Origin of the sequence: Streptomyces bugieae (assembly GCF_036352915.1) — a bacterium.
In the GTDB taxonomy this organism is placed as follows: Bacteria; Actinomycetota; Actinomycetes; order Streptomycetales; family Streptomycetaceae; genus Streptomyces; species Streptomyces endophytica.
On the sequence record NZ_JAZBJP010000018.1, the window covers coordinates 127,492 to 151,409 of the forward strand.

Sequence of the window (23,918 nt, forward strand, 5' to 3'; positions counted from 1 at the left end):
CCGCCGCGGGGCTTGCTCGCCGTTGCGCGCTTTGCGGCGCCTCCCACGTACCTGTCTGCGGCGCCGCGGTTGTTTCTCGCCGTTGCGCCTGCGGCGGGCTGGGTTGTTGTCGGGTGCGGTGACGGGCCTCCGGGGCCGGTTGTGTGGACTGCTGACGCTTTACGTCCACACAACCGGCCCCTCCGGCCCGTCCCCTCCCGTGAGGGGGAAGGAAACGGTGGTGGGGGTGCACGTAATGCCCGCGAGCGTGCAGCCGACTGATCAGGCCTGCCCCCAACCAGCTAAGAACTCCCACTCACGGGAGGGGCTGGACCGGAGGACGAAGTCTGGAGGGCCGGCACCGCACCCGACAGCACCGCGCCCGCCGCCAGGCGCAACGGTGAGACGCCCCGCGGCGGGGCAGGTGGCTACGTGCGGGGCGCCGCAAAGCGCGCAACGGTGAACAACACCCGCGGTGCCGCAGACAAGTACGTGGTCGGCTACCCCGTGGACTCACGGGCCCGTACCGTGAAGTCATGACGAGCATCGGTGGAACCGAGATGGTCGACTGGAATCTCGCGGTCGCGACCGCGACCCGGTTCGTGCGGCCGGGCCCAGAGGTGAGCCGGGACGAGGCGCGGGCGATCGTCGCCGAGTTGCGCAGGCACGCCAAGGCGTCCGAGGCGCACGTGCGGGCGTTCACGCGGCTGGCGCAGCCGGACGCGCAGGGCGAGGTGCCGCACGACACGCCCGTCCTGGTCGTGGACCGGCCCGGCTGGGTCAGGGCGAACGTCGCCGGTTTCCGGGCGGTGCTCAAACCGCTGCTCGCCAAGATGGAGGACCGCCGCTCGACGGTCCCCGGTGGCGCGGTGCTGGGCGCGGTCGGCGGCAAGGTGACCGGCGTGGAGCTGGGGATGCTGCTGTCGTTCCTGGCGTCGCGGGTGCTCGGCCAGTACGAGACGTTCGCGCCGCCCAGCCGGGACCTGCCGGCCGGTGAGCAGGGCGGCCGGCTGCTGCTGGTCGCCCCGAACATCGTCCACGTCGAGCGCGAGCTCGAAGTGGAACCGCACGACTTCCGGCTGTGGGTGTGCCTGCACGAGGAGACGCACCGCACCCAGTTCACGGCCGTGCCGTGGCTGCGCGACCACATCGAGGGCGAGATCCAGTCGTTCCTCGGGGAGACCGACATCGATCCGGGCACCCTCCTGGAGCGGCTGCGGGAGGCCGCCCAGTCACTGGCAGGCGCCCGGCCCGAGGGCGAGGAGGAAGAGGACGGCGGCCGCTCGCTCGTCGATCTCGTCCAGACGCCGGCCCAGCGCGAGATCCTGGCGCGGCTTACCGCCGTGATGTCCCTCCTGGAGGGGCACGCGGATTACGTGATGGACGGGGTGGGGCCGGACGTCGTGCCGTCGGTCGCCGAGATCCGGGAGAAGTTCCAGAAGCGGCGGGCCAGCGGTGCCGGGCGGCTCGACCAGGCGCTGCGTAAACTGCTCGGCCTGGACGCCAAGCTGCGGCAGTACCGCGACGGCGAGCGGTTCGTCCGCGCGGTCGTCGAAGAGGTCGGGATGGACGGCTTCAACCGGGTCTGGACGTCGCCGAACACCCTCCCCACCAAACAGGAGATCGCCAAACCGGCGGACTGGGTCGCGCGGGTGCACCGGAAGGCGGACGGGGCGCCGTAGGCAAACGTTGTGAGCTGGGCACACCGCGTGGCAGTAGAGCGCCCCTTCAATCACCCGTCTGAGGGACCGTTACCGATGGATAGGCGTGCAATGCTCGGGGAACCGCTCGCCTCTGTCACCATCTAGGCACTCTGTGTGACGAAAAGCCCTCACCGGCCGAGGCACCCCCAGCTGAACGATTGGAAACGGACATGGGTCCCCATCCAGCGGTCGCCGCGATACGCCTGGCGGTCCGCCGCGTACTCCACGACGTGCTCACCCACCACAGCGCACAGGACCGGCACGAGCCCCCGCTCGTGCTCGTCGCATGCTCCGGCGGCGCCGACTCGATGGCGCTCGCCTCCGCCCTCGCCTTCGAGGCGCCCAAGCTGGGCGTCCGGGCCGGGGGCGTGACCATCGACCACGGCCTCCAGGAGGGCTCCGATCTGCGCGCCGCCGAGGTCGCGCTGCGGCTGCGGGCCCTGCGCCTCGACCCGGTCGAGATCGTCGCCGTCACCGTCGGCCGCGAGGGCGGTCCGGAAGCCGCCGCCCGTGACGCCCGGTACGCCGCCCTCGACGCGCTCGCCGAGCGCCACGGCGCCGCCGCGGTCCTGCTCGGTCACACCCGCGACGACCAGGCCGAGACCGTGCTGCTCGGCCTCGCCCGCGGCTCCGGTACCCGTTCGCTCTCCGGTATGGCCGCCACCAGCGGCACCGGCGGCCGCTACCGCCGCCCCTTCCTGGACGTCGACCGCCAGACCGCCCGCAAGGCCTGCCTGATCCAGGCGCTGCCCGTCTGGGACGACCCGCACAACTCCGACCCCGCGTACACCCGTTCCCGGCTGCGCCACGAGGGCCTGCCCGCCCTGGAGAAGGCGCTGGGCAAGGGCGTCGTCGAGGCGCTGGCCCGGACCGCCCAGCTCTCCCGCGACGACGCCGACGCCCTGGACGCCTGGGCGGCCGACGCCGAGGGCACGGTCCTCGACGACACCGGCAGCCTCGACGTCGCGGCCCTGTACGCGCTGCCCCCCGCGGTCCGCCGCCGGGTGCTGCGCCGGGCCGTGATCGGCGCCGGTTCCCCCGCCGGTTCGCTCTTCGCCCGCCACATCGAGGAAGTGGACCGGCTGATCACCGCCTGGCGGGGCCAGGGCGCCATCAACCTCCCCGGGCGGGTCGGTGTCCGGCGGCAGGGTGGCAGACTTGTCATCCGGCAGGGCTGAGCCGCAGACGCTGCCTTGCATCTGAAGTCTCACGGCTGACGTGAACACCGAACCGAGCGAGAGTGGCACGGGTGGACGACAAGGACATGGGCTCCGACCTTCAGTCGGTACTCATCAGCAAGGAAGAGATCGACGCGAAGCTGGCCGAGCTGGCGGCCAAGATCGACGCGGAGTACGCGGGCAAGGACCTGCTCATCGTCGGTGTCCTCAAGGGCGCGGTGATGGTGATGGCGGATCTGGCGCGCGCGCTGTCCACCCCCGTCACGATGGACTGGATGGCCGTGTCGTCGTACGGCGCGGGCACCCAGTCCTCCGGTGTGGTCCGCATCCTCAAGGACCTCGACACCGACATCAAGGGCAAGCACGTCCTGATCGTCGAGGACATCATCGACTCCGGCCTGACCCTGTCGTGGCTGCTGTCGAACCTCGGCTCGCGCGAGCCGGCCTCCCTGGAGGTCGTCACGCTGCTGCGCAAGCCGGAGGCGGCCAAGGTCGCCATCGACGTGAAGTGGATCGGCTTCGACATCCCCAACGAATTCGTCGTGGGATACGGCCTGGACTACGCGGAGAAGTACCGGAACCTGCCGTTCGTCGGTACCCTCGCGCCCCAGGTCTACGGCGGCTGACGGTGCCCGCGCGCCCGTCCGGCCGGTGGGGCCGGACGGGTCCGGCGCAAACTGCCGCGGCCCGGCGGGAACCCTTCGCGGCCGCCCGCCGTTGGAGCAGGGAGAGCTAAATCCCCGGGCGCATGTTCTCTGTCGGCGCAGGCGCCGGGTGACAATGCTGGGGTACCGTCCGAAGGCAGTTCTTTTTTCGGGCCAGTAATACACCGTACGCACGACCAGCCCTCAGCGGGCGTTGTGCCTCACTGTGGCAGGAGGGACGGGGCCGACAACGGCTCCGTATGGATGGACGTGAAGCGATACTTCCGTGGGCCGGTCATGTGGATCGTGCTGGCCGTCCTCGCCGTGGTCGTGTTGATGCAGGTCGTCGGCTCGTCCGGCGGCTACAAAACGGTGGACACCGGTCAGGTCGTCAAGGCGATCGCTGACAACAAGGTGAAGTCCGCCGAGCTGACCACCGGCGATGAGAACAAGATCAAGGTCGAGCTGTCGGGCTCCAACAAGGTCGACGGCTCCAACAAGATCCAGGCGAGCTACATCGGCGACCAGGGCGTCGATCTGGCGAAGAACCTGCAGGCCAAGTACCAGACCGGCGAGATCAAGGACGGGTACACCGTCTCCCCGTCGAAGCAGAACCCGTTCGTCAGCCTGCTGGTGACGCTGCTTCCCTTCATTCTGATTCCGATCGCCTTCCTGTTCCTGATGAACCAGATGCAGGGCGGCGGCTCCCGGGTGATGAACTTCGGGAAGTCGAAGGCGAAGCTGCTCACCAAGGACACCCCCAAGACGACCTTCGCGGACGTCGCGGGGTCGGACGAGGCCGTCGAGGAACTCCAGGAGATCAAGGAGTTCCTGCAGGAGCCGGCCAAGTTCCAGGCGGTCGGCGCCAAGATCCCCAAGGGCGTGCTGCTGTACGGCCCGCCCGGAACGGGCAAGACGCTGCTCGCGCGCGCCGTCGCCGGCGAGGCGGGCGTCCCGTTCTACTCGATCTCCGGCTCCGACTTCGTCGAGATGTTCGTCGGTGTCGGCGCCTCCCGGGTCCGTGACCTCTTCGAGCAGGCCAAGGCGAACGCCCCGGCGATCGTCTTCGTCGACGAGATCGACGCCGTCGGCCGGCACCGCGGTGCGGGCCTCGGCGGTGGCCACGACGAGCGCGAGCAGACCCTGAACCAGCTCCTCGTCGAGATGGACGGCTTCGACGTCAAGGGCGGCGTGATCCTGATCGCCGCGACGAACCGGCCGGACATCCTCGACCCGGCGCTGCTGCGTCCCGGCCGTTTCGACCGGCAGATCGCCGTCGACCGTCCGGACCTGCAGGGCCGTCTGGAGATCCTCAAGGTCCACCAGAAGGGCAAGCCGGTCGCCCAGGACGTCGACCTCTCGGCCGTCGCCAAGCGCACCCCCGGCTTCACCGGTGCCGATCTGTCGAACGTCCTGAACGAGGCCGCGCTGCTGACGGCCCGGAGCGACGAGAAGCTGATCAACAACCACTTCCTGGACGAGGCGATCGACCGCGTCGTGGCGGGCCCGCAGAAGCGGACCCGGATCATGTCCGAGAAGGAGAAGAAGATCACCGCGTACCACGAGGGCGGACACGCCCTGGTCGCGGCGGCCTCCCCGAACTCCGACCCGGTCCACAAGATCACGATCCTGTCCCGCGGCCGGGCCCTGGGCTACACCATGGTCCTGCCCGACGAGGACAAGTACTCCACCACCCGCAACGAGATGCTCGACCAGCTGGCGTACATGCTGGGCGGCCGCGCGGCGGAGGAGCTGGTCTTCCACGACCCGACCACCGGTGCCGCCAACGACATCGAGAAGGCCACCGCCACGGCCCGCGCGATGGTCACGCAGTACGGCATGACCGAGCGGCTCGGCGCGATCAAGTTCGGCACCGACAACTCCGAGCCCTTCCTGGGCCGTGAGATGGGTCACCAGCGCGACTACTCCGAAGAGGTCGCCGCGCTGGTCGACGAAGAGGTCAAGAAGCTGATCGAGACCGCGCACAACGAGGCGTGGGAGATCCTGGTCGAGAACCGCGACATCCTCGACAACCTCGTGCTGACCCTCCTGGAGAAGGAGACCCTCGGCAAGGAGGAGATCGCGGAGCTGTTCAAGCACGTGGTCAAGCGCCCGGCCCGCCCGGCGTGGACCGGCTCCTCGCGGCGTACGCCGTCCACCCGCCCGCCGGTGCTCTCGCCCAAGGAGCTGGCCCCGGCCAACGGCGCCGTGACGGCGGCCACCGTCTCCACGGAGAAGAAGGTGGAGGCCACGGAGGAGCAGCGCCCGGAGAGCTGATCCCCAGGCCCCACGGGCCCTGGAATACATACCGCGCCCCCCAGGTTTAGCCTGGGGGGCGCGGTATTTCCGCGATGGAGACCGCGTTCGAGCGGGCGCAGAAGGAACGAGGCACATATGACGGACCCTGTGACGCTGGACGTCGACGGCACGATCGGTACGTTCGACGAGAAGCGGGCCGAGAACGCCGTCCGCGAGCTGCTGATCGCGGTGGGCGAGGATCCGGACCGCGAGGGTCTGCTGGAGACGCCGGCGCGGGTGGCCCGTGCGTACAAGGAGATCTTCGCCGGGCTCTGGCAGAAGCCGGAGGACGTGCTGACGACCACGTTCGACCTGGGCCACGACGAGATGGTGCTGGTCAAGGACATCGAGCTGGTGTCGAGCTGTGAGCACCACCTCGTCCCGTTCGTCGGTGTGGCGCACGTCGGCTACATCCCGTCCGCCGACGGCAAGATCACCGGGCTGTCGAAGCTGGCCCGCCTGGTGGACGTGTTCGCCCGGCGCCCGCAGGTGCAGGAGCGGCTGACCACGCAGATCGCGGACTCCCTGATGGAGATCCTGGAGCCGCGCGGCGTGATCGTCGTCATCGAGTGCGAGCACATGTGCATGACCATGCGCGGGGTGCGGAAGCCGGGCGCGAAGACCACGACCTCGGCCGTCCGCGGTCAGCTGCGCGACGCGGCGACCCGGGCCGAGGCGATGAGCCTGATACTCGCGCGCTGACGCCCCCGGAACGGCGACGGGGCGGCACACCGGCCGCCCCGCCACACGGTGGGCCCTGTGCCGGGCCCGGCGCGGGGGATCACGCCTTGAGGTGGTTCCCCAGCCATTCCAGGGCCGCGGGGATCTCGCGGCGCCAGGTGTTGAAGTTGTGGCCGCCGCTGTCGAGGATGATCGACGAGACGCGGGTGGGCGACTTGGTCTGCTCGATGAAGCGGAGCGTCTGCTTGTAGTTGCCCTCGCCCTGCTTGCTGCTGGTGACCAGGAGGTTCACCGGCGGCGCGGGCAGGTGCCGCTGACGCCACAGCAGGTTGTTCTCGCGCTCCAGCCGCAGGTCGCCGCCGAAGAGGTCACCGGTGGTGGCGTCCAGCGGGGCCTTGTAGGCGCCGGAGAGGGCCACCGCGGTGGAGTACGCCTCGGGGTGGCGCATGGTCATCTTCAGCGCGCAGTAGCCGCCGGTGGAGTCGCCGATGACGCCCCAGCTCTTCGCCTGGCGCCCTATTCGGTAGTGCTCGGTGATGTCCGCGCGCAGGTCCTTGGTGAAGAAGCTCTCGGTCTGCGGGCCGTTCGGTATGTCCACGCACTCGGTGTCCCGCGGCGGCGCGACGGTCGGCCGCATCATCACCAGGACGGTGGGCCGCATCCGGTGTTCCTTGAGCAGGCCGTGCTGGGTCTGCGGGAAATGCAGCTTTTTGTAGAGGGCCTCGGCGGTGCCCGGGTAGCCGGTGAGCACCAGCGCCGCCGGGAATTTCTTCTTCGCGTATTTCTTCTGGAAGTACTGCGGCGGCAGATAGACGAACGCCGGGCTGGCGATCTTGGAATGCTCGCCGCGGATGAGCACCTTGTCGATACGGCCGGCAGAGGAGGGCCGGGAGCCGTTCTGGACGCTGATGCGTTCGGTGCCCAGCATCTGCAGCTTGGTGCCGTTCGGGCCGGTCTGGTAATTCGTCACCACACCCGGCTCCTGCTCCTGGCCGAAGAGGTCGGCCCAGGAGGCGTAGAAGCCGAAGGAGTTGTTGGCGAACAGGCCGACCGCGGCGAACAGGGAGAGCTGGGTCGCCAGCAGAAGCCCGACCCGGCCGAGGACGGCGCGCCAGTTCCCCTTGGACAGGCGCGGCCAGAGCCAAACGGTGAGGATGAACAGTGCCACCGCGACGAGGACGGCAAGAAGCAGCACTTTCTTGCTGGTGAGACCCATGTGGTGCTTTCTTCCGGGCGGCCGGGTCATCCGTACCGCTGGTGGAACCCCGAGCCCTGAAACGCCGTCATACAGGGCGCAAAAAGTCCAGATGCTGCGACTAGGCTCGCACGTCTTCTCGACCGGGGCGACGGGAAAGTGATGTCTGACAGGCTAGATGGCGAAAAGTCGGAGAAGGTTGCGTGGCGAACGCCACGCTGGCTCCGCGGCCCACGGCCGGAAGCGGTGCCCGGGCTCATCGGCACCGCCGGCGCGGCCGTCGGCCTGCTGAACCTGATTGCCGGCGTGTTCCCGCGCTTCCGGCACAGCAGGGTGCACGCCCTGGCCGAAGTGCTGCCGGGCGCGGTGAGTCCGCTGGCGGCCGCCGCCTCCATCGTCGTCGGCATCCTGCTGCTCCTTCTGGCCCACGGCCTCAAACGGCGTAAGCGGCGGGCCTGGGGGGCGGCGGTGGCGCTGCTCCCGGTGGGTATCGCCGCTCAGTTGGTGTACCGTCACTCCGTTTTCGGCGCGGTGCTCTCGACCGCGCTGCTGGGCTTCCTGGTGTGGCACCGGAAGGAATTCGCGGCCCTGCCCGACCCGCGCAGCCGCTGGAAGGCGCTGGCCAACTTCGTGGTCCTGGGCGGCGCGAGCTTCGCCATCGGCATGGTGATCGTCAGCTCCCACCCGGGCAAGATCGTCGGGTCGCCGTCCTTCCTGCAGCGCGCCGAGCACGTGCTGTTCGGCCTCTTCGGCTTCGAGGGCCCGATCGGTTACACGAACCAGGTCGACTACACCGTCGGCTACTCCCTCGGCGCGCTCGGCCTGCTGACCGTCGCCACCACCGCCTACCTCGCCCTGCGCCCCGAGCACCCGGCGGCCCGGCTGACCGAGGAGGACGAGCGGCAGCTGCGCGAGCTGCTGGCCCGGCACGGCGGCCGGGACTCGCTCGGCTACTTCGCGCTGCGCCGCGACAAGGGCGCGGTCTTCTCCCCGTCCGGCAAGGCCGCGGTCTGCTACCGGGTGATCTCCGGCGTGATGCTCGCCAGCGGCGACCCGATAGGCGACGTGGAGGCCTGGCCGGGCGCCATCGAGCGCTTCATGGAGGAGGCGCGGGCGCACTCCTGGACCCCGGCGGTGCACGGTTGCAGCGAGACCGGCGGCCAGGTCTGGACCCGCGAGACCGGCATGGACGCGCTGGAGCTGGGCGACGAGGCGATCGTCGACGTCGCCGACTTCACGCTGTCCGGCCGGGCGATGCGCAACGTGCGCCAGATGGTCAAGCGCATCGAGCGCAACGGCTACACCACGCAGGTGCGCCGGGTGCGCGACCTGGAACCGGAGGAGCTGGAGCGGGTACAGAAGGCCGCCGACGCCTGGCGTGACACCGACGAGGAGCGGGGCTTCTCCATGGCGCTGGGCCGCATCGACGCGGTCAAGGACGGCGACGCGGTGATCGCGACCGCGCATCTGGCCCCGGCGGAGGGCGAGGAGCCCGGCCCGTTCGGTGACCTGAAGGCGTTGCAGTACTTCGTGCCCTGGGGCACGGACGGCATCTCGCTGGAGCGGATGCGGCGCGACCGCAGCGCCGACCCCGGCATGAACGAGCTGCTGATCGTCGCCGCCCTGCAGACCGCGCCGGACCTGAAGATCAAGCAGCTCTCGCTGAACTTCGCGGTCTTCCGCTCCTACCTGGAGCGCGGCGAGAAGCTCGGCGCGGGGCCGGTGATGCGCATCACCCGCGGGACGCTGCTGTTCCTGTCGCGCTGGTACCAGATCGAGTCGCTCTACAAGTTCAACGACAAGTTCAGCCCGCGCTGGGAGCCGCGCTTCGTGGTCTTCCGCACCACCCGGGACATCCCCCGCATCGGCCTGGCCACCATGCAGGCCGAGGGCTATCTGGAGCTGCCGCGCGTACTGCGCCGCAGGAAGGCCGCGGAGCCGCGGCCGTGCGCGCACACGGTGGAGCCGGTCCGGACCGCGGAGGCGGTCGAGCGGGTGGCCTGACGGACGCCCGGACGGCCGTCCGGCGGGGGCGGCGCGGGGTGCCCCGGTGGTACGGCCCGCGGCCGTTCCCGGCAGGCGGCGGTCGCAATCCGGCCGGTCGGCACACGGCCTACGCTGGTCCCATGAGTACCTTGCGTGGCCGGGTGGCCGGACTGCCGGACTGGGACCGCTGCGCGGTGATGGGCGTCGTGAACGTGACGCCCGATTCGTTCTCCGACGGCGGCGAGTGGTTCGACACCGAACTCGCCGTCAAACACGGCCTGGACCTGGTGGCCCAGGGCGCCGACCTGGTGGACGTGGGCGGCGAGTCGACCCGCCCGGGCGCGGCGCGGGTGGACGAGACCGAGGAGCTGCGGCGGGTCGTCCCGGTCGTACGGGAACTGGCCGCGGCCGGCGTCGTGGTGTCCGTCGACACCATGCGCGCCTCGGTCGCCGAGCAGGCGGTGCGGGCGGGCGCGCGGCTGGTCAACGACGTCAGCGGCGGGGCCGCCGACCCGGCGATGGTGCCGGCGGTGGCCGCGCACCACGTCCCGTTCGTCGTGATGCACTGGCGCGGCCAGTCCATCGACATGAACAACCGGGCCCGCTACGGCGACGTGGTCGCCGAGGTCGTCGACGAGCTCGGGCAGGCCATGGAGCGCGCGGTGGCCGGCGGCATCGACCCGGAGCGGATCGTCATCGACCCCGGCCTGGGCTTCGCCAAGCAGGCGGAGCACGACCTGGCCCTGATCGCCCGCCTGGAGCGGCTGCGGGCGCTGGGCCGGCCGCTGCTGGTGGCGGCATCGAGGAAACGGTTCCTGGGCAGGGTGCTGGCGGGGGACGAGGGAGCGGCCCCACCGCCGGCCCGGGAGCGGGACGCGGCGACGGCGGCGGTATCGGCGATGGTGGCGCGAGAGGGGGCCTGGGCGGTGCGGGTGCACGAGGTCAGGGCGAGCGCGGACGCGGTGCGGGTGGCCCGTGCCGTGGAGGGCGCGGCGGCAGCGGCCGCCGCGGGAGACCCGGACGCGGCCCCCGGGGCCGGCGGCGGGGAAGCGGGCGGGACGACGGCGACCACGACGGGAGCGGTGTGAGCGGCTTGGGCCCACGGACGGACATCGAGCTGGTCGAGCAGGCGAACACGACCCTGTACGAGACCATCGAGCGCGGCGATCACGAGGCGCTGTCCGAGCTGTGGCTGGACGGTCAGGTGAGCGTGGTGCACCCCGGGTGGCCGGTGCTCCGCGGCCGCGGCGAGGTGCTCCGCTCGTACGCCCTGATCATGGCGAACACCGAGTACATCCAGTTCTTCCTGACCGACGTCGAGATCGACGTCATGGGCGACACCGCGCTGGTGACCTGCACCGAGAACATCCTCAGCGGCGGGCCGGCCGAGGACGACGGGTCGGTGGGGCCGCTGATCGGCCAGCTGGTCGTGGCGACGAACGTCTTCCGGCGCACGGACGACGGCTGGCGGGTGTGGTCGCACCACGGGTCGCCGGTGCTGGCGGACCGCGAGGACGACGAGGACGAGGGGGACGAGGGGGAGCCGGACGCGGACGGGGTGTGAACGGGGCATGCCGGGGGCGTGGCCGGCGCGTGCCGGTGGTGTGCCCAGGGGGCGACCGGTGTGTGAGCCTTGCCATGGCCGTCCGGACTTGCGCCGATGGGCCGGTTCTGTGCCGGCGTCAGCGGTGGACGTCAGCCATATGGACGGGGGCGCACCCGTTCGAGCCAAGTGCGCGACGGGTAGGGGTGGGGCGCGGACCAGGGGGTAAGAGGCGCGCGGACGATCTCCCGGCCCGCTCGATGCGGCACGCCTAGCAGCAGGACGGGGTCTTGTCCATAGCCCCCGTGGGCGAGGACTGTCGGTGCTCGAAGGTAGATTCGATGGCGGGGCAGTGTTGCCGGATCGCTCCGGCGCCTGCCCGGAACCGACGAACAGTGGCGCCAGAGGTGCCGTGGACCAGTGGGAGTGATTCGCGTGGATCGTGTCGCGCTGCGTGGGCTGAAGGCCCGAGGCCACCACGGGGTGTTCCCGCGGGAGCGCGAAGAAGGCCAGACCTTCATCGTCGACCTGGTACTCGGTCTGGACACCCGCCAGGCGGCCGCCTCCGACGATCTCGCGAAGACCGTGCACTACGGCGTCGTGGCCGAGGAGGTGGTGGCCGTCGTGGAGGGCGAGCCCGTCGACCTCATCGAGACCCTGGCGGAGCGCATCGCCGACCAGTGCCTCAAGCACGAGGGCGTGCAGGAAGTGGAGGTGGTGGTGCACAAGCCGGACGCGCCGATCACCGTCCCCTTCGACGACGTGACCATCACCATCACTCGGAGTCGAGTACATGAACACCAGCAGTGACCCGACCGTACAGCCGGTGCCCGCCTCCGTCGTGGAGCAGGTGGACGCCGCCGATGTGACGCTCTCCAACCCCAAGCGCGCCGTGATCTCCCTCGGCAGCAACCTCGGCAACCGCCTGGAGACCCTCCAGGGCGCCGTCGACGCACTGGAGGACACCCCCGGTCTGCGGGTCAAAGCGGTCTCCCCGGTGTACGAGACCGAGCCGTGGGGCGTCGAGCCGGGCAGCCAGCCGTCGTACTTCAACGCCGTGGTGCTGATCAAGACGACGCTGCCGCCGGACTCCCTCCTGGAGCGCGGGCACGCCATCGAGGAGGCCTTCCTGCGGGTCCGCGACGAGCGCTGGGGGCCGCGCACCATCGACGTCGACATCGTGGCCTATCAGGGCATCGTCTCCGACGACCCGCGACTGACGCTGCCGCACCCGCGCGCCCATGAGCGCGCCTTCGTCCTGGCGCCGTGGTACGACATCGAACCGGAGGCGGAGGTTCCCGGGCGCGGTGCGGTGGCCGAGCTGCTCTCGGCGGTCGGCCGCACGGGTGTGCTGCCGCGCGCGGACCTGGAACTCCGGCTGCCGGAGTAGGCGTTGGACCCAAGGAGCCGTGGCGTCGGCGCGGTCGTCGGACCCCACTGACGGCGACGGCGGCGGTGCGGCGACGAGGACGGCCGTGGTGGCGGTGAAGGGCAGGACGGTGCGAGGGGCGATCGCTCGGTGAAACAGCTACACATCAAGGTGCTCGTCGGGCTGTTCCTGGCAGCCGGGGTGCTGGCCTGGGGCGGCGCCCGGCTGTGGGACTCCTTCGGCACGCTCCCCAGCGTGCCGGTGGCCGCGCCCATCGTGCTGGCGTTCCTCGCCGCCGTGCTCGCCGGCACCGCCTTCGAGTTCCGCGGACGGCTGCGCGCCCAGCGGGAGCGGCGGCCCGGCGCCAAGGGCGTCGATCCGCTGCTGGCCGCCCGTGCGGTGGTCTTCGGCCAGGCGAGCGCCCTGGTGGCGTCGCTGGTGGCCGGGCTGTACGGCGGTGTCGGCGTCTTCCTGCTGACCGCCGGCCTCGATGTGGAACCCCGCCGGGACCAGGCGATCTACGCCGGTCTGTCGGTGGTCGCCGGCGCGGCCGTGGTGGTCGCCGCGATCTTCCTGGAGCGGGTCTGCAAGCTTCCGGACGACGAGGGCGACGGCGGGGCGGACGCGCGGGTCTGACCGCGGAGTGACACCGGGCGGGGCCCGGTCTGCGACAGCGAGACGCTGCGCGGGCCGGGCCCCGCGGCGTTCGTGCCCGTACTTCCGGTCGTGAACGGGGCGTTGCGGGTGGATGGCGATACGCACCGGTGGCGGCGGGACCGGTGCGATTGTCAGTGGTCGGGTCTAGGGTCGGTCGCAACGACATCGAAAAGATGAGCGAACGGGTTGCGCCACGGCGGAGTGCCACACCGGGTGACCAACGTGGCGTGACCGACGCGGCGTGACCGACGTGGCGTGATCGGGGCGAGGACCGGCGGGGGAGGTGACGGCGATGAGCAGCCGGGCGGGCGGGGTGAATTGCCTGGAGGCGAACGACTGGGTGTGCGGTGAGTATCTGCGCACCCGCAGCCAGGAGTTGACGGACGCCACGGTCCAGCACATCGGCATCACCGCCGTGTCCGTCGCGCTCGGCCTGCTGCTCGCCTTCCCGCTGGCGCTGGTGGCGCGCCGTTGGCGGGGTGCGGCCGGGCCGGTCCTGGGGCTGACGACGGTGCTGTACACGATCCCGTCGCTGGCGATGTTCGCGCTGCTCACGCCGGTCTTCGGGGTCTCGGCGGCGGTGGTCGTGACGGGCCTGGTGCTGTATTCGCTGACGATCCTGGTGCGCAACCTCCTCGCCGGTCTGCAGGCGGTGCCCGCCGGGGTGCGGGAGGCCGCCCGCGGGATGGGGTACGGCCCGGTGCGGCTGCTGTTCGGCGTCGAACTCCCGCTGGCGATACCGGCGTTGGTGGCCGGGCTGCGGATCGCCACGGTCTCGACGGTGGCGATGACGACCGTCGGCTCCGTCGTCGGCTACGGCGGTCTGGGCAATCTCATCGCCAGCGGGATGGCCGGATTCTTCAAGGCCGAGGTGCTGACGGCCTCGGTGCTGTGCGTGCTGCTGGCGCTGGTCGCCGACGTCCTGCTGATGGCCCTTCAGCGGCTGCTGACGCCCTGGACGCGGGCCGGTGGCCGGGCCGGGGTGCGGAGCAGGGCGGTGGCGTGGGCGCGCGGCCGGGCCCGTGCGGTGAAGGCGGTGGGCTGAGCGATGGGGGTGATCGCGGGGGCCTGGCAGTGGCTGACGACGGCCGCCAACTGGGCGGGCGAGAAGGGCGTGACGCACCGCCTCGCCGAGCACGTCCGGCTCAGCGCGGTGTGCCTGGCCCTGGCCTGCCTGATCGCGCTGCCGGTGGCGCTCTGGCTGGGCCACCTCGGCAAGGGCGGCGCGCTGGCGGTCAATCTCGCCAACATCGGGCGGGCGGTGCCGACGTACGCGGTCCTGGTGCTGCTGACGCTCAGCCCGCTGGGCCGGCACGGCGACTGGCCGACGGTCCTCGCGCTGGTGCTGTTCGCGGTGCCGCCGCTGCTGACCAACGCCTATCTCGGGATGCGGGAGGCGGACCGCGATGTGGTCGAGGCCGCGCGCGGCATGGGCATGTCCGGGCCGCAGGTGCTGTTCCGGGTCGAGATACCGCTCGCCTACCCGCTGATCATGACGGGTCTGCGGTCGGCCACGGTCCAGGTGGTGGCGACGGCGACGCTGGCGGCGCTCGCCGGGGGCGGGGGCCTGGGCCGGATCATCACCGCCGGCTTCGGCAACTACGACACCGCACAGGTCGTCGCGGGCGCGCTGCTGGTGGCCGTCCTCGCCCTGGCCGTGGAGGGCGCCCTCGTCCTCGCCGAGCGGCTCCTCGACCCGATGCGGGGCGGCCGGCGGGCCAGGCGGTCCGCCCCGGCCCGAGCAGAGCCGATACCGGCGGACTGACGACCGGCGGGCTCCCGGACCGACTGACGGACTCCCGGACCGACTGACGGACTCCCGGACCGACTGACCGACTCCCGGACAGGCTGACGGGCCGGCGGACTGACGGGCCGGCGGGCCTGCGGACTTACTTACTGACTGACTGACTGACGGGCTGAAGGGTTGAAGGGGTAACCAAGTGGCATCGACGAGAAGCAACACGGCACGCGCGGCACGCACGGCACGCACGGCACGCACCGCGGTGGTCGCGGGCACGGTGGTGGCGGTGGCGGCCGGGCTGGCCGCGTGCGGCGGCCCGACGCTGGAGGAGAAGGGCGGCGGCGACGGCAAGGGCGGAAAGCGCGGCGAGATCGTCATCGGCTCGGCGGGTTTCACCGAGTCCAAGGTGCTCGCCGAGATCTATTCCCGGCTCCTGCAGGACGCCGGTTACCGCACCCGGGTTCAGACCCTCGCCAATCGTGAGCTGTATGAACCGGCCCTGGAGAAGGGCCAGATCGACGTCGTTCCCGAATATGCCTCCACGCTCGCCGAATTCCTCAACGCGAAGAAGAACGGCAGCAAGGCGAAGCCGGTCGCGTCCGGCGACATCGGCAAGACCGTCGCGGCACTGAAGAAGCTCGCCGGGCCGCGCGGACTGAAGGTGCTGCCGGCCGGCCGTGCGACGGACCAGAACGCCTTCGCGGTGAGCCGGGAATTCGCCGCCCGGTACAAGCTCTCCACCCTCTCCGACCTCGGAGAATCGAAGCAGAAGATCAAACTCGCCTCGGGTGAGGAGTGCGAGACCCGGGTGTTCTGCAAGCCGGGCCTGGAGAAGACGTACGGCATCGACATCACGGGCCTGGACCCCAAGGGAGTCGGGACGCCGCAGGCCAAGCAGGCCGTCAAGGACGGCACCGATCAGCTGGTGCTCACCACGACCACGGACGCCACGCTCGACAGCTTCGGACTGGTGCTCCTCAAGGACGACAAGCGGCTGCAGAACGCCGACAATGTGCTGCCGGTGGTGAATGCCGAGAGCGCCGGGGACAAGCGGATCGAGAGCGCCCTCGGGAAGCTCACGCGCGCTCTGACGACCGAAGACTTGATCGACTTGAACCGCAAGGTGGATGCCGAGCGTCTCAAGCCCGCGGATGTCGCGCGGTCGTATGTGGAGTCCAAGGGACTGGTCAGGAAGTAACCAGCCGGAAACGGATTTGTGGGCCGGGCCCCATAGATCCCGCACGCACGGTAAGTTTCTGGCCATGCCACGAGGACGCCACCGCCATTCCCCACCCCTCCACCGGCTGCTTCCTCCCACGACGGTCGCCGGTGTGTCCCTTGTCTGCGCCGCGGGCCCGTGGTTTGTCGGCGATGATCTGGTCCAACGCGTGCTCGCCGCGGGCGCGGCGGCCGCGGCCGTCACCGGCGCCGTCCTGCTGCGGAGCTGGGACCGCAAGGCCGGCCGACGGGTCGCCGAACTCACCCGCGCCCGGGTGCGCGACGAGTGGCGCACCGAGGAACGGATAGCCGAGCTCGAAACGGACCTCGAGGAGTCCCGCGAGCTGCGCACCGCCCTCGACACCAAGTTGCGCGCCAAGCGCGCCGAACTGGCCCGGCTGCGCAGCGAACACGCCGAGCTGCTCCGCCGTTACGCCACCGCCGAGACCGAGCGGGCCAGCGCCCTGGAGGGCCGCCGGCTGCTCGCCATAGAGGCGACCGCCCCGGCCCGGGCACTCCCGGCCGCCGCCGGCGCCACCCGGGCACCCGAGTCCGCGGGAGCGACCAAGGCCACCGCCCCTGACGCCCCGGCAGCGGACCGCCGGGGACGGGCGGACCGTCGGACGTCGGACCGTCAGGCGTCGGACCGTCAGGCGTCGGACCGTCAGGCGTCCGCGGACCGCGAGGCATCGGGCCGGCCCTCGACGGACCGGCCGGCGCCGGCCCCGACCGCCGCGGCGTACGCGCAGGCCGACCAGGCGCTGTGTCAGCTGGCGCGCAACGCCGCCCGGCAGCGCGCCGCCGCCGAGCGGCCCGCGCAGCCCGCACCGGGTGGCCGCTCCGGCCAGGACGGGGACAACGGCCAGGGGAACGGCCAGGCGGCCGCCGCACAGCGCACGGGCGGCGCGCTTCCCGCCCGTACGGCCCCCGCCGCCGGACCCGCGCTCCGCCCGGTCCCGTCCGCCGCCGCGGTCGCCCCGTCCCGTCCCACCGCCCCGCGCACCGTGGGCGGCTTCGACTTCTTCGGCAACGCGACCGCCCCCGGCCCCCGTCAGCTGCCCGCGCCGCTGGAGGACGACCTGGCGGACGTCGTCGGCGACGAGGCCCTCGCCGAGCACTCGGCCCGTACGGCGGCCCGTACGGCCCTTCCCGGGGCCCGTACGGAGACCGCGGACGCGCCGGAGGCCGGTGCCGCGCGGGCCGCCGGTGAGCGGGCTGCGGACGACGAGCGGGACGCGGAGGAGCCGGCGTCCGGGGCACCCGCCGAGGGTTCCCAGGACGGTGCGCCGACCGCGGACGGCGCGACGACCAGCGGCGCCGGCGAGGTAATCGACCTGACCGCCCACGACGAGACCGAGCAGCTCGACCTCGGCGCCCTCCGGAGCGCCATTTCCTGACCGCCGTTGTCCGACCGGCGGGCTCCCGACCGCCCGCCCTCGCTCTGCACTCGGCCCCGAAGCCCGACCGGCCCCGAAGCCCGACCGGCTCCGGGGCCGAGCGGTTTTCGGGGCCGAGTGGATTCGGGACCAGTGGGGGCCGGCGTCGCGACACCGTTGTCCACAGGCTGTGGACAACGGTGTCGCTCTACTTGTCGATGTCGCCGACGACGAAGAACATCGAGCCGAGGATCGCGACCATGTCGGCGACCAGCGTCCCCGGCAGCAACTCCACCAGCGCCTGGATGTTGTTGTACGACGCGGAGCGCAGCTTCAGGCGGTACGGCGTCTTGTCGCCCTTGGAGACGAGGTAGTAGCCGTTGATGCCGAGGGGGTTCTCGGTCCAGGCGTACGTCGTGCCCTCGGGCGCCTTCAGTACCTTCGGCAGGCGCTGGTTGATCGGCCCCGGCGGCAGCTCCGCGATCCGGTCCAGGCAGACGTCGGCGAGATCCAGCGCGTTGTGGCTCTGCTCCAGCAGGCACTCGAAGCGGGCCAGGCAGTCGCCCTCCTCACGGGTGACCACCTTGAGCGTGGACGCCAGCTCCCCGTAGGCGAGGTACGGCTCGTCCCGCCGAAGGTCGAAGTCGACGCCCGAGGCACGGGCGATCGGCCCGGAGACGCCGTACGCGTGCACCGTCTCCGGAGCGAGCACCCCGACGCCCCGCGTCCGGCCGCGGAAGATCTCGTTACCCAGCACCAGGTTGTCGAAGACGTCCATACGGGAGCGCACGTCCGCGACGGCCTGCCGGGCCCGGCCCAGCCAGCCGGCCGGCAGGTCCTCCTTGAGGCCGCCGACGCGGTTGAACATGTAGTGCATCCGGCCGCCGGAGATCTCCTCCATGACGGTCTGGAGCTCCTCGCGCTCACGGAACGCGTGGAAGACGGGGGTGATACCACCCAGTTCGAGGGGGTACGAGCCGAGGAACATCAGGTGGTTCAGCACGCGGTTCAGCTCGGCCAGCAGCGTCCGCGTCCACACCGCGCGCTCGGGCACCTCCATGCCCAGCATCCGCTCGACGGCCAGCACCACACCCAACTCGTTGGAGAACGCCGACAGCCAGTCGTGCCGGTTGGCGAGCATGATGATCTGGCGGTAATCGCGGGCCTCGAAGAGCTTCTCGGCCCCCCGGTGCATGTACCCGATCACCGGCTCGGCGTGCTGGATCCGCTCGCCGTCCAGGACGAGGCGCAACCGCAGCACACCGTGCGTGGAGGGATGCTGCGGGCCGATGTTCAGCACCATGTCGGTGCTCTCCGCCGCGCCGCCGATGCCGACCGTCGTCTCCGTCATGGGAACAGTTTCGCAGCCCGCCACCCCGGGGGACGCCCTGGGCCTGCGCCGTCCCACCCCTTGGAACGCCTCGCGGCCGCCCGCCGGAACGCCTCCGTCCGGGAGCCGCCCCACGGCGCGAGCAGGCCCGGCCCTCGCCGCTGGGCGGGGCCCGGCCGCACGGCTCGAGCACCCGGCCTCACGGCTTGAGCAGGCCCGCGCACTCCCCGCCCACCGGCTCCACGAGCCAGCCGAAGCCGCCGAGACCCGCCGGATCGGTCAGTTCCGCCGCCGCACCGGCCCTACCGAGGGCCCGGACGTACGCGGCCGGGTCGGTGGACGCCAGGGAGAGCGGCGGACGCCGGCCGTCCACCCCCAGGGCGTGCAGCGCCTCGCGCTGGGTCAGCAGCTCGGCCGACGGCCCGGCGCACGCGTCCAGCGCCACATGCGCGGTGATGTCACAGCTGCCGTCCGGGACGGGGCGCACCTCGCGGCCGTCGCGGAAGCCGGTGAGGGTGCCGAAGGGCGGGCGGTCCTCCCGCGCATGCGCGTAGTCGGCGGCGACCGCGAGCCCGGCGCGCAGCGTACGGACGGCCCGCGCCCACGCCTCGTCCCGAGGACGCCCGACCTCCGCCCGGAGCCCGGGGGAGGGCGCGGTACGGCCGGTGCCAGTAGTGGACGGGGCCGGCAGGGGCGACCACCAGCGCCGCAGCCACTCCGCGTCCGCGCCGTCGACCGGCTCGCCCAGCCGCTCCGTGCCGTCCGCGCGGACCAGCACCCGGCGGGCCACACCGTCCCCGTCCGTCTCGACGACGTCCACCGGCACGTTGTCGAGCCATTCGTTCGCGAACAGCAGCCCGGTGACCGAGCCCGGCGCCGGCAGCTCATCCCGCCAGTCGATCCGCGGATCCAGCCCCTCGGGGCGCGCGGCCCGCTCGACGGCGTACGGGCGGAGCCGGGCGGCCACCCCGTCCGGCAGCGCGGCCAGCACCCCCGTCAGCAGCTCACCGCGGCCCGCGCCCACATCGACCAGCGCCAGCTCCGCCGGATGGCCCAGCGCGCCGTCCACCCGGCGCAAAAGCCCGGCGACGGCACCGGCGTACAGCGGGGAAACATGCACCGACGTGCGGAAATGGCCGGCCGGACCGGGGCCGCCGGACCGCGTGTAGAAGCCGTCGTCCGCCCCGTACAGCGCCCGCTCGGTCGCGTCCCGCCAGCCGCACCACTCATTCGTCACCACCCCACGGTACGGGCGGGGCACCGGGTCAACCCACGGGTTGATGTGCAGGCCGTCCCCCGGTCCGACACATTTGCCGCATAGGGTCTCCACCTTGGGGAGTAGAGCTGACGTAGAGGATCGCCCCTCCGGTTGACTCGTACACCTATCCGCTCTGCCTACGCTGGGTTACGTGCAGCGCCTCTATGACTTCCTCCGCAGGCACCCGACGGGAGTGGACACCTTCTGGGCCGTCCTTCTCCTCGGGTTCACCAGCCTGTGGATCGTCGCCGACATCGGCGGCATGCGCCAGCTCCCCGCCGCGATCTTCACGGTCGGCCTCTGCCTCGTCGTGGCGCTGCGCCGCAAGGCCCCGGTAAAGATGCTGCTGCTGACGGCCGCCATCGGCGTCGGCCAGCTGATCTTCGACATCCCGCCCAACCTGGGCGACTTCGCGATGTTCGTGATCACGTACACCGTCGCGTCCGGCACCTCCACCGCCCGCTGGGCCTCCCGCTGCGCCCTCCTCGGCGCCCTCGTCGGCCCGGCCCTGTCCCTGGTGCGCTTCGGGGAAGGGCCCGGGAACCGGCAGCTGTGGGAAATGCTGTTCTTCACGGCGCTGCTCACCGTCCCCTTCGTACTGGCCTGGGTCCTCGGCGACTCCGTGCGCACCCGCCGCGCCTACTGGGCCCAGCTGGAAGAGAAGGCCGCCCGGCTGGAGAAGGAGCGCGAGACCCAGGCCCGCATCGCGGTCGCCGCCGAGCGCGCCCGGATCGCCCGCGAACTGCACGACGTCGTCGCCCACAACGTCTCCGTCATGGTCGTCCAGGCCGACGGCGCCGCCTACGTCCTCGACGCCGCGCCCGAACAGACCCGCCAGGCCCTGGAAACGATCTCCGGCACGGGCCGCCAGGCACTGGCCGAGATGCGCCGCCTGCTGGGCGTGCTGCGCACCGGCGAACAGTCCGAAGGCGGCGAATACGTCCCCCAGCCCGGCGTCGAACAGCTCACCGACCTCATCGACCAGGTCCGCGGCGCCGGACTGCCCGTCGACTTCCGGGTGGAGGGCGAACCACGCCCCCTGCCCAGCAGCGTCGAACTGACCGCGTACCGCATCGTCCAGGAAGCGCTCACCAACAGCCGCAAACACGGCGGCCCCGACGTCACCGCCACCGTCCGCCTCACCTACCAGGACGACGACCTCGAACTGCTCGTCGAGGACGACGGCCGCGGCGCGCAGCACGAGCTCTACGAATCGGGCGGGGCGGACGGCCTCGGCCACGGCCTGATCGGCATGCGGGAACGGGTCGGCATGGTCGGCGGCACCCTGATAGCCGGCCCGCGCCCGGGCGGCGGATTCCGCGTCAGCGCCGTACTCCCCCTGAAACCGGGCCGGTGAGAGATGTGATGCGGTGAGCCGAGCAGGTCGTCCCCGCGGCGGCCCGCTCGACACACACAGCCCACGCGACCCCACGCGCCCCACTGCGCCCTGCCCGCCCCGCTCCACCCGACCGCCCTGCCCCACCCGCTCCGCCCATCAGCCCACGAAGGGACCCCTGACCCATGACCATCCGCGTGATGCTCGTCGACGACCAGGTGCTGCTGCGCACCGGGTTCCGGATGGTGCTGGCAGCCCAGCCCGATATGGAGGTCGTCGCCGAGGCGGGGAACGGCGCCGAGGCACTGGAGGTGCTGCGCTCCACCCAGGTCGACGTGATCCTCATGGACGTCCGGATGCCGCATCTGGACGGCGTCGAGGCCACCCGCCGGATCTGCGAGGGCGGTCAGAACGAGGACGCCCCCAAGGTGCTCATCCTGACCACCTTCGACCTGGACGAGTACGCCTTCTCCGCGCTCAAGGCCGGGGCCAGCGGATTCATGCTCAAGGACGTACCGCCCGGCGAACTGCTCGCGGCGATCCGCGCGGTGCAGAGCGGCGACGCCGTCGTCGCACCGTCCACCACCCGCCGGCTCCTCGACCGCTTCACGCCCATGCTGCCCGCCACCTCCGGCGAGCCCAGCCGCCCCGAGCTGGAGCGGCTCACGGACCGCGAGCGCGAGGTGCTGCTGCTGGTCGCCCAGGGGCTGTCCAACGGCGAGATCGCGGCACGGCTGGTGCTGTCCGAGGCGACGGTCAAGACGCACGTGGGCCGCATCCTGACGAAGCTGAGCCTCCGCGACCGGGTCCAGGCGGTGGTACTGGCCTACGAGACGGGCCTGGTGCGGGCCGGCGGGGCGGGGGCGTAGGAGGCCCGTAGCGGGGCGTAGGGGGCCGACGGGTACGTAGGGCTGGGGAGGCGGGGCGCCCAGGAGTCGGGGAGGCGCCGGGGAGGCCTCAGCGCAGTACGCCCTCCAGGAAGTCGCTGCCCAGCCGGGCCACCACCTGGAGGTCCAGCTGGTGCAGCACATAGCGCCCACGGCGCCGCGTCTGGATCAGCCCGGCCTTCTTCAACGTCGTGACGTGCCGCGACACCTCCGGTGAGGTGATGCCGTACGCGTTCGCCAGCTCCCCCGTCGTATGCGGCCCCCGCGCCAGCGTGCGGCACAGCTGCATCCGCATCGGATGCCCCAGCGCCTCCAGCCGCTGCTGGGTGAGTTCGAGGGTGACCGGCGCCGGCAACTCCCGGCCGGCGACGGGGTACTGGATCACCGGACGCCAGCCCGGGGCGTGACTGACCAGCAGATGCGGCCAGCCGAACGATGTCGGCAGGAACGTGACACCGGGATCCCCGGGGTTCGCGAACGCCGTCGTACGGCCCCTGGCGAGCTTGTCCACCACGATGCGGACGCCGCCGCTCCCGTCCTGCGCCTCCTCCAGCGACAGCGCGGTCGAGGTCGCGGGCAGCGTCTCGGCCAGGCCCTTGCGCCGCAGCAGTTCGGTCTTGTGCCGGGCGTCGGCCGCCAACTGGATGCCCACCCGGCGCCAGATGTCCCCGAAGAACGCGTCCTCGCAGTCCTCCAGCAGGCGGCGCAGCCAGATCCGCAGGCCGTCGGGGTCGGTGAGCATCCGGTCGGTGAAGGCCGCCTGCCGCGGACCGCGCGCGGCGGCCATCTCCCGTACCCGCGCCCGTTCTTCGGCATCGACCAGCGGCGACGGCGTGCAGCGGGTGTACGTCGTCGAGCAGGAGATCTCGAACGCGGCGGCCACGAACCGCTCGTCGTCGATCTTGTCGAGCTCGTCCAGTTCCTCGGCCAGCGTCGATCCGGGGCGGGCCGGCAGCAGGATGTCGGAACGGGAGGACCGCCACAGGAAGTCCGCCTCGCACAGCCGGTCGGCGAGGTCGGTCTTCAGGGCCGCGTTCGTGGCGGTGACCCAGCCGTGCAGCCCGGGGTGGTGCCCCGGCTCCGACAGCGCGTGCAGCGCCGCGGCCAGCTCCGCCAGGGGAGAGGGGGCGAAGACGATGCGCTCCGAGGGCAGCCCGGTGATGTCGATGACGTTGGCCATACGCCCATCATGCGCGAGCCCGCGACCTGCACGGTCGTCGATTGACGGCTCCCGTCAATCGATGCGCCACCGGCGGGCCGACCGTTCCAGAGTGGCGGCATGAACGCGAACCAGCAGCACCTTCTCGACGCCTACCGAGCCGCCCGACGAGGCGAGACCACCCCGCCCCTCCCGGGCGCCCACACCGTGCGCACCGTGCGCGAAATCCGCTGGTGGCGACGCCTCCGGAGGGCGGCACTGGGAACCTCGGGCGCGGAGCGGGGTGCGGGGCGGGGCACCGGGCGGAACGCCGCGGGCGCCGGACGGGGAACCCCAAGTGCCGGGCGGGGTGCCGGCGTGGGGGAGTGGCGGGGGCGGGA

The 23,918-nt window shown here is 71.8% G+C and carries 21 protein-coding genes; 17 read left to right on the forward strand and 4 right to left on the reverse strand.

Annotated elements, in window-relative coordinates; translation table 11 throughout:
- Positions 1-515: 515 nt before the first annotated feature.
- The 5 genes from V2J85_RS25050 to folE all read left to right on the forward strand — a co-directional run bounded on the left by V2J85_RS25050 (position 516) and on the right by folE (position 6,504).
- A complete protein-coding gene (locus V2J85_RS25050; RefSeq protein WP_261956397.1) occupies positions 516-1,661 on the forward strand; it encodes a zinc-dependent metalloprotease in 1,146 nt (381 codons plus the stop codon).
- 191 nt (positions 1,662-1,852) lie between these two features.
- Positions 1,853-2,860 carry a tRNA lysidine(34) synthetase TilS gene (tilS, locus tag V2J85_RS25055; protein WP_330822772.1) on the forward strand — a complete coding sequence of 336 codons (1,008 nt, stop codon included), beginning with the start codon at positions 1,853-1,855 and terminating at the stop codon, positions 2,858-2,860.
- Positions 2,861-2,946: 86 nt separating this feature from the next.
- Positions 2,947-3,486 (forward strand): hypoxanthine phosphoribosyltransferase, encoded by a 540-nt coding sequence (gene hpt / locus V2J85_RS25060; RefSeq protein ID WP_030414979.1) that lies wholly within the window; start codon positions 2,947-2,949, stop codon positions 3,484-3,486.
- A 282-nt stretch (positions 3,487-3,768) separates the two neighbouring features.
- A complete protein-coding gene (gene ftsH, locus V2J85_RS25065; RefSeq protein WP_261956395.1) occupies positions 3,769-5,781 on the forward strand; it encodes an ATP-dependent zinc metalloprotease FtsH in 2,013 nt (670 codons plus the stop codon).
- Positions 5,782-5,898: 117 nt separating this feature from the next.
- Entirely contained in the window at positions 5,899-6,504 is a 606-nt protein-coding gene (gene folE / locus V2J85_RS25070) for a GTP cyclohydrolase I FolE (RefSeq protein WP_030414981.1), read from the forward strand.
- 79 nt (positions 6,505-6,583) lie between these two features.
- Here the strand turns inward: folE and V2J85_RS25075 are convergent, their stop codons facing one another.
- A complete protein-coding gene (locus tag V2J85_RS25075; protein WP_261956394.1) occupies positions 6,584-7,699 on the reverse strand; it encodes an alpha/beta hydrolase in 1,116 nt (371 codons plus the stop codon).
- Positions 7,700-7,840: 141 nt separating this feature from the next.
- Between V2J85_RS25075 and V2J85_RS25080 the strand changes: the two genes are divergently transcribed.
- The 10 genes from V2J85_RS25080 to V2J85_RS25125 all read left to right on the forward strand — a co-directional run bounded on the left by V2J85_RS25080 (position 7,841) and on the right by V2J85_RS25125 (position 17,589).
- Positions 7,841-9,682, forward strand: coding sequence for a phosphatidylglycerol lysyltransferase domain-containing protein (locus tag V2J85_RS25080; protein ID WP_261956393.1), 1,842 nt, complete (start codon positions 7,841-7,843; stop codon positions 9,680-9,682).
- A gap of 122 nt (positions 9,683-9,804) precedes the next feature.
- Positions 9,805-10,752, forward strand: a complete 948-nt coding sequence (gene folP / locus V2J85_RS25085) for a dihydropteroate synthase (protein ID WP_261956392.1) — start codon at positions 9,805-9,807, stop codon at positions 10,750-10,752.
- 5 nt (positions 10,753-10,757) lie between these two features.
- Positions 10,758-11,228, forward strand: coding sequence for a nuclear transport factor 2 family protein (locus tag V2J85_RS25090; protein WP_261957503.1), 471 nt, complete (start codon positions 10,758-10,760; stop codon positions 11,226-11,228).
- A 414-nt stretch (positions 11,229-11,642) separates the two neighbouring features.
- Positions 11,643-12,017 (forward strand): dihydroneopterin aldolase, encoded by a 375-nt coding sequence (gene folB, locus V2J85_RS25095; RefSeq protein ID WP_030414985.1) that lies wholly within the window; start codon positions 11,643-11,645, stop codon positions 12,015-12,017.
- Entirely contained in the window at positions 12,001-12,597 is a 597-nt protein-coding gene (gene folK / locus V2J85_RS25100; protein WP_261956391.1) for a 2-amino-4-hydroxy-6-hydroxymethyldihydropteridine diphosphokinase, read from the forward strand. The genes folB and folK overlap by 17 nt, the downstream gene beginning before the upstream one ends.
- Before the next feature lie 129 nt (positions 12,598-12,726).
- Complete coding sequence (locus V2J85_RS25105) at positions 12,727-13,212, forward strand: DUF3180 domain-containing protein (protein WP_261956390.1); 486 nt, start codon at positions 12,727-12,729, stop codon at positions 13,210-13,212.
- A gap of 313 nt (positions 13,213-13,525) precedes the next feature.
- Positions 13,526-14,278 (forward strand): ABC transporter permease, encoded by a 753-nt coding sequence (locus tag V2J85_RS25110; protein ID WP_330822775.1) that lies wholly within the window; start codon positions 13,526-13,528, stop codon positions 14,276-14,278.
- A gap of 3 nt (positions 14,279-14,281) precedes the next feature.
- On the forward strand, positions 14,282-14,998 hold the full coding sequence (locus V2J85_RS25115; protein WP_330822777.1) for an ABC transporter permease: 717 nt from the start codon (positions 14,282-14,284) through the stop codon (positions 14,996-14,998).
- A gap of 238 nt (positions 14,999-15,236) precedes the next feature.
- The gene (locus tag V2J85_RS25120) at positions 15,237-16,172 is read left to right on the forward strand and encodes an ABC transporter substrate-binding protein (RefSeq protein WP_330822780.1); all 936 of its coding nucleotides are present in this window, start codon (positions 15,237-15,239) and stop codon (positions 16,170-16,172) included.
- 64 nt (positions 16,173-16,236) lie between these two features.
- Complete coding sequence (locus V2J85_RS25125; protein WP_419836829.1) at positions 16,237-17,589, forward strand: coiled-coil domain-containing protein; 1,353 nt, start codon at positions 16,237-16,239, stop codon at positions 17,587-17,589.
- A 187-nt stretch (positions 17,590-17,776) separates the two neighbouring features.
- On the opposite strand, the gene V2J85_RS25130 is transcribed toward V2J85_RS25125, so the two are convergent.
- Both V2J85_RS25130 and V2J85_RS25135 read right to left on the reverse strand, forming a co-directional pair.
- A complete protein-coding gene (locus V2J85_RS25130; protein WP_261956385.1) occupies positions 17,777-18,919 on the reverse strand; it encodes an NADH-quinone oxidoreductase subunit D in 1,143 nt (380 codons plus the stop codon).
- Between the two features lie 178 nt (positions 18,920-19,097).
- Complete coding sequence (locus V2J85_RS25135) at positions 19,098-20,135, reverse strand: SAM-dependent methyltransferase (RefSeq protein WP_261956384.1); 1,038 nt, start codon at positions 20,133-20,135, stop codon at positions 19,098-19,100.
- A 172-nt stretch (positions 20,136-20,307) separates the two neighbouring features.
- On the opposite strand from V2J85_RS25135, the gene V2J85_RS25140 reads away from it, so the two are divergent.
- Both V2J85_RS25140 and V2J85_RS25145 read left to right on the forward strand, forming a co-directional pair.
- The gene (locus V2J85_RS25140) at positions 20,308-21,513 is read left to right on the forward strand and encodes a sensor histidine kinase (RefSeq protein ID WP_261956383.1); all 1,206 of its coding nucleotides are present in this window, start codon (positions 20,308-20,310) and stop codon (positions 21,511-21,513) included.
- 164 nt (positions 21,514-21,677) lie between these two features.
- Positions 21,678-22,361: a response regulator gene (locus V2J85_RS25145; RefSeq protein WP_261956382.1), complete on the forward strand. Its 684-nt coding sequence runs from the start codon at positions 21,678-21,680 to the stop codon at positions 22,359-22,361.
- 88 nt (positions 22,362-22,449) lie between these two features.
- Here V2J85_RS25145 and V2J85_RS25150 read toward each other — a convergent pair whose 3' ends face one another.
- Positions 22,450-23,559 (reverse strand): DUF5937 family protein, encoded by a 1,110-nt coding sequence (locus V2J85_RS25150; RefSeq protein WP_261956381.1) that lies wholly within the window; start codon positions 23,557-23,559, stop codon positions 22,450-22,452.
- Positions 23,560-23,918 lie beyond the last annotated feature (359 nt).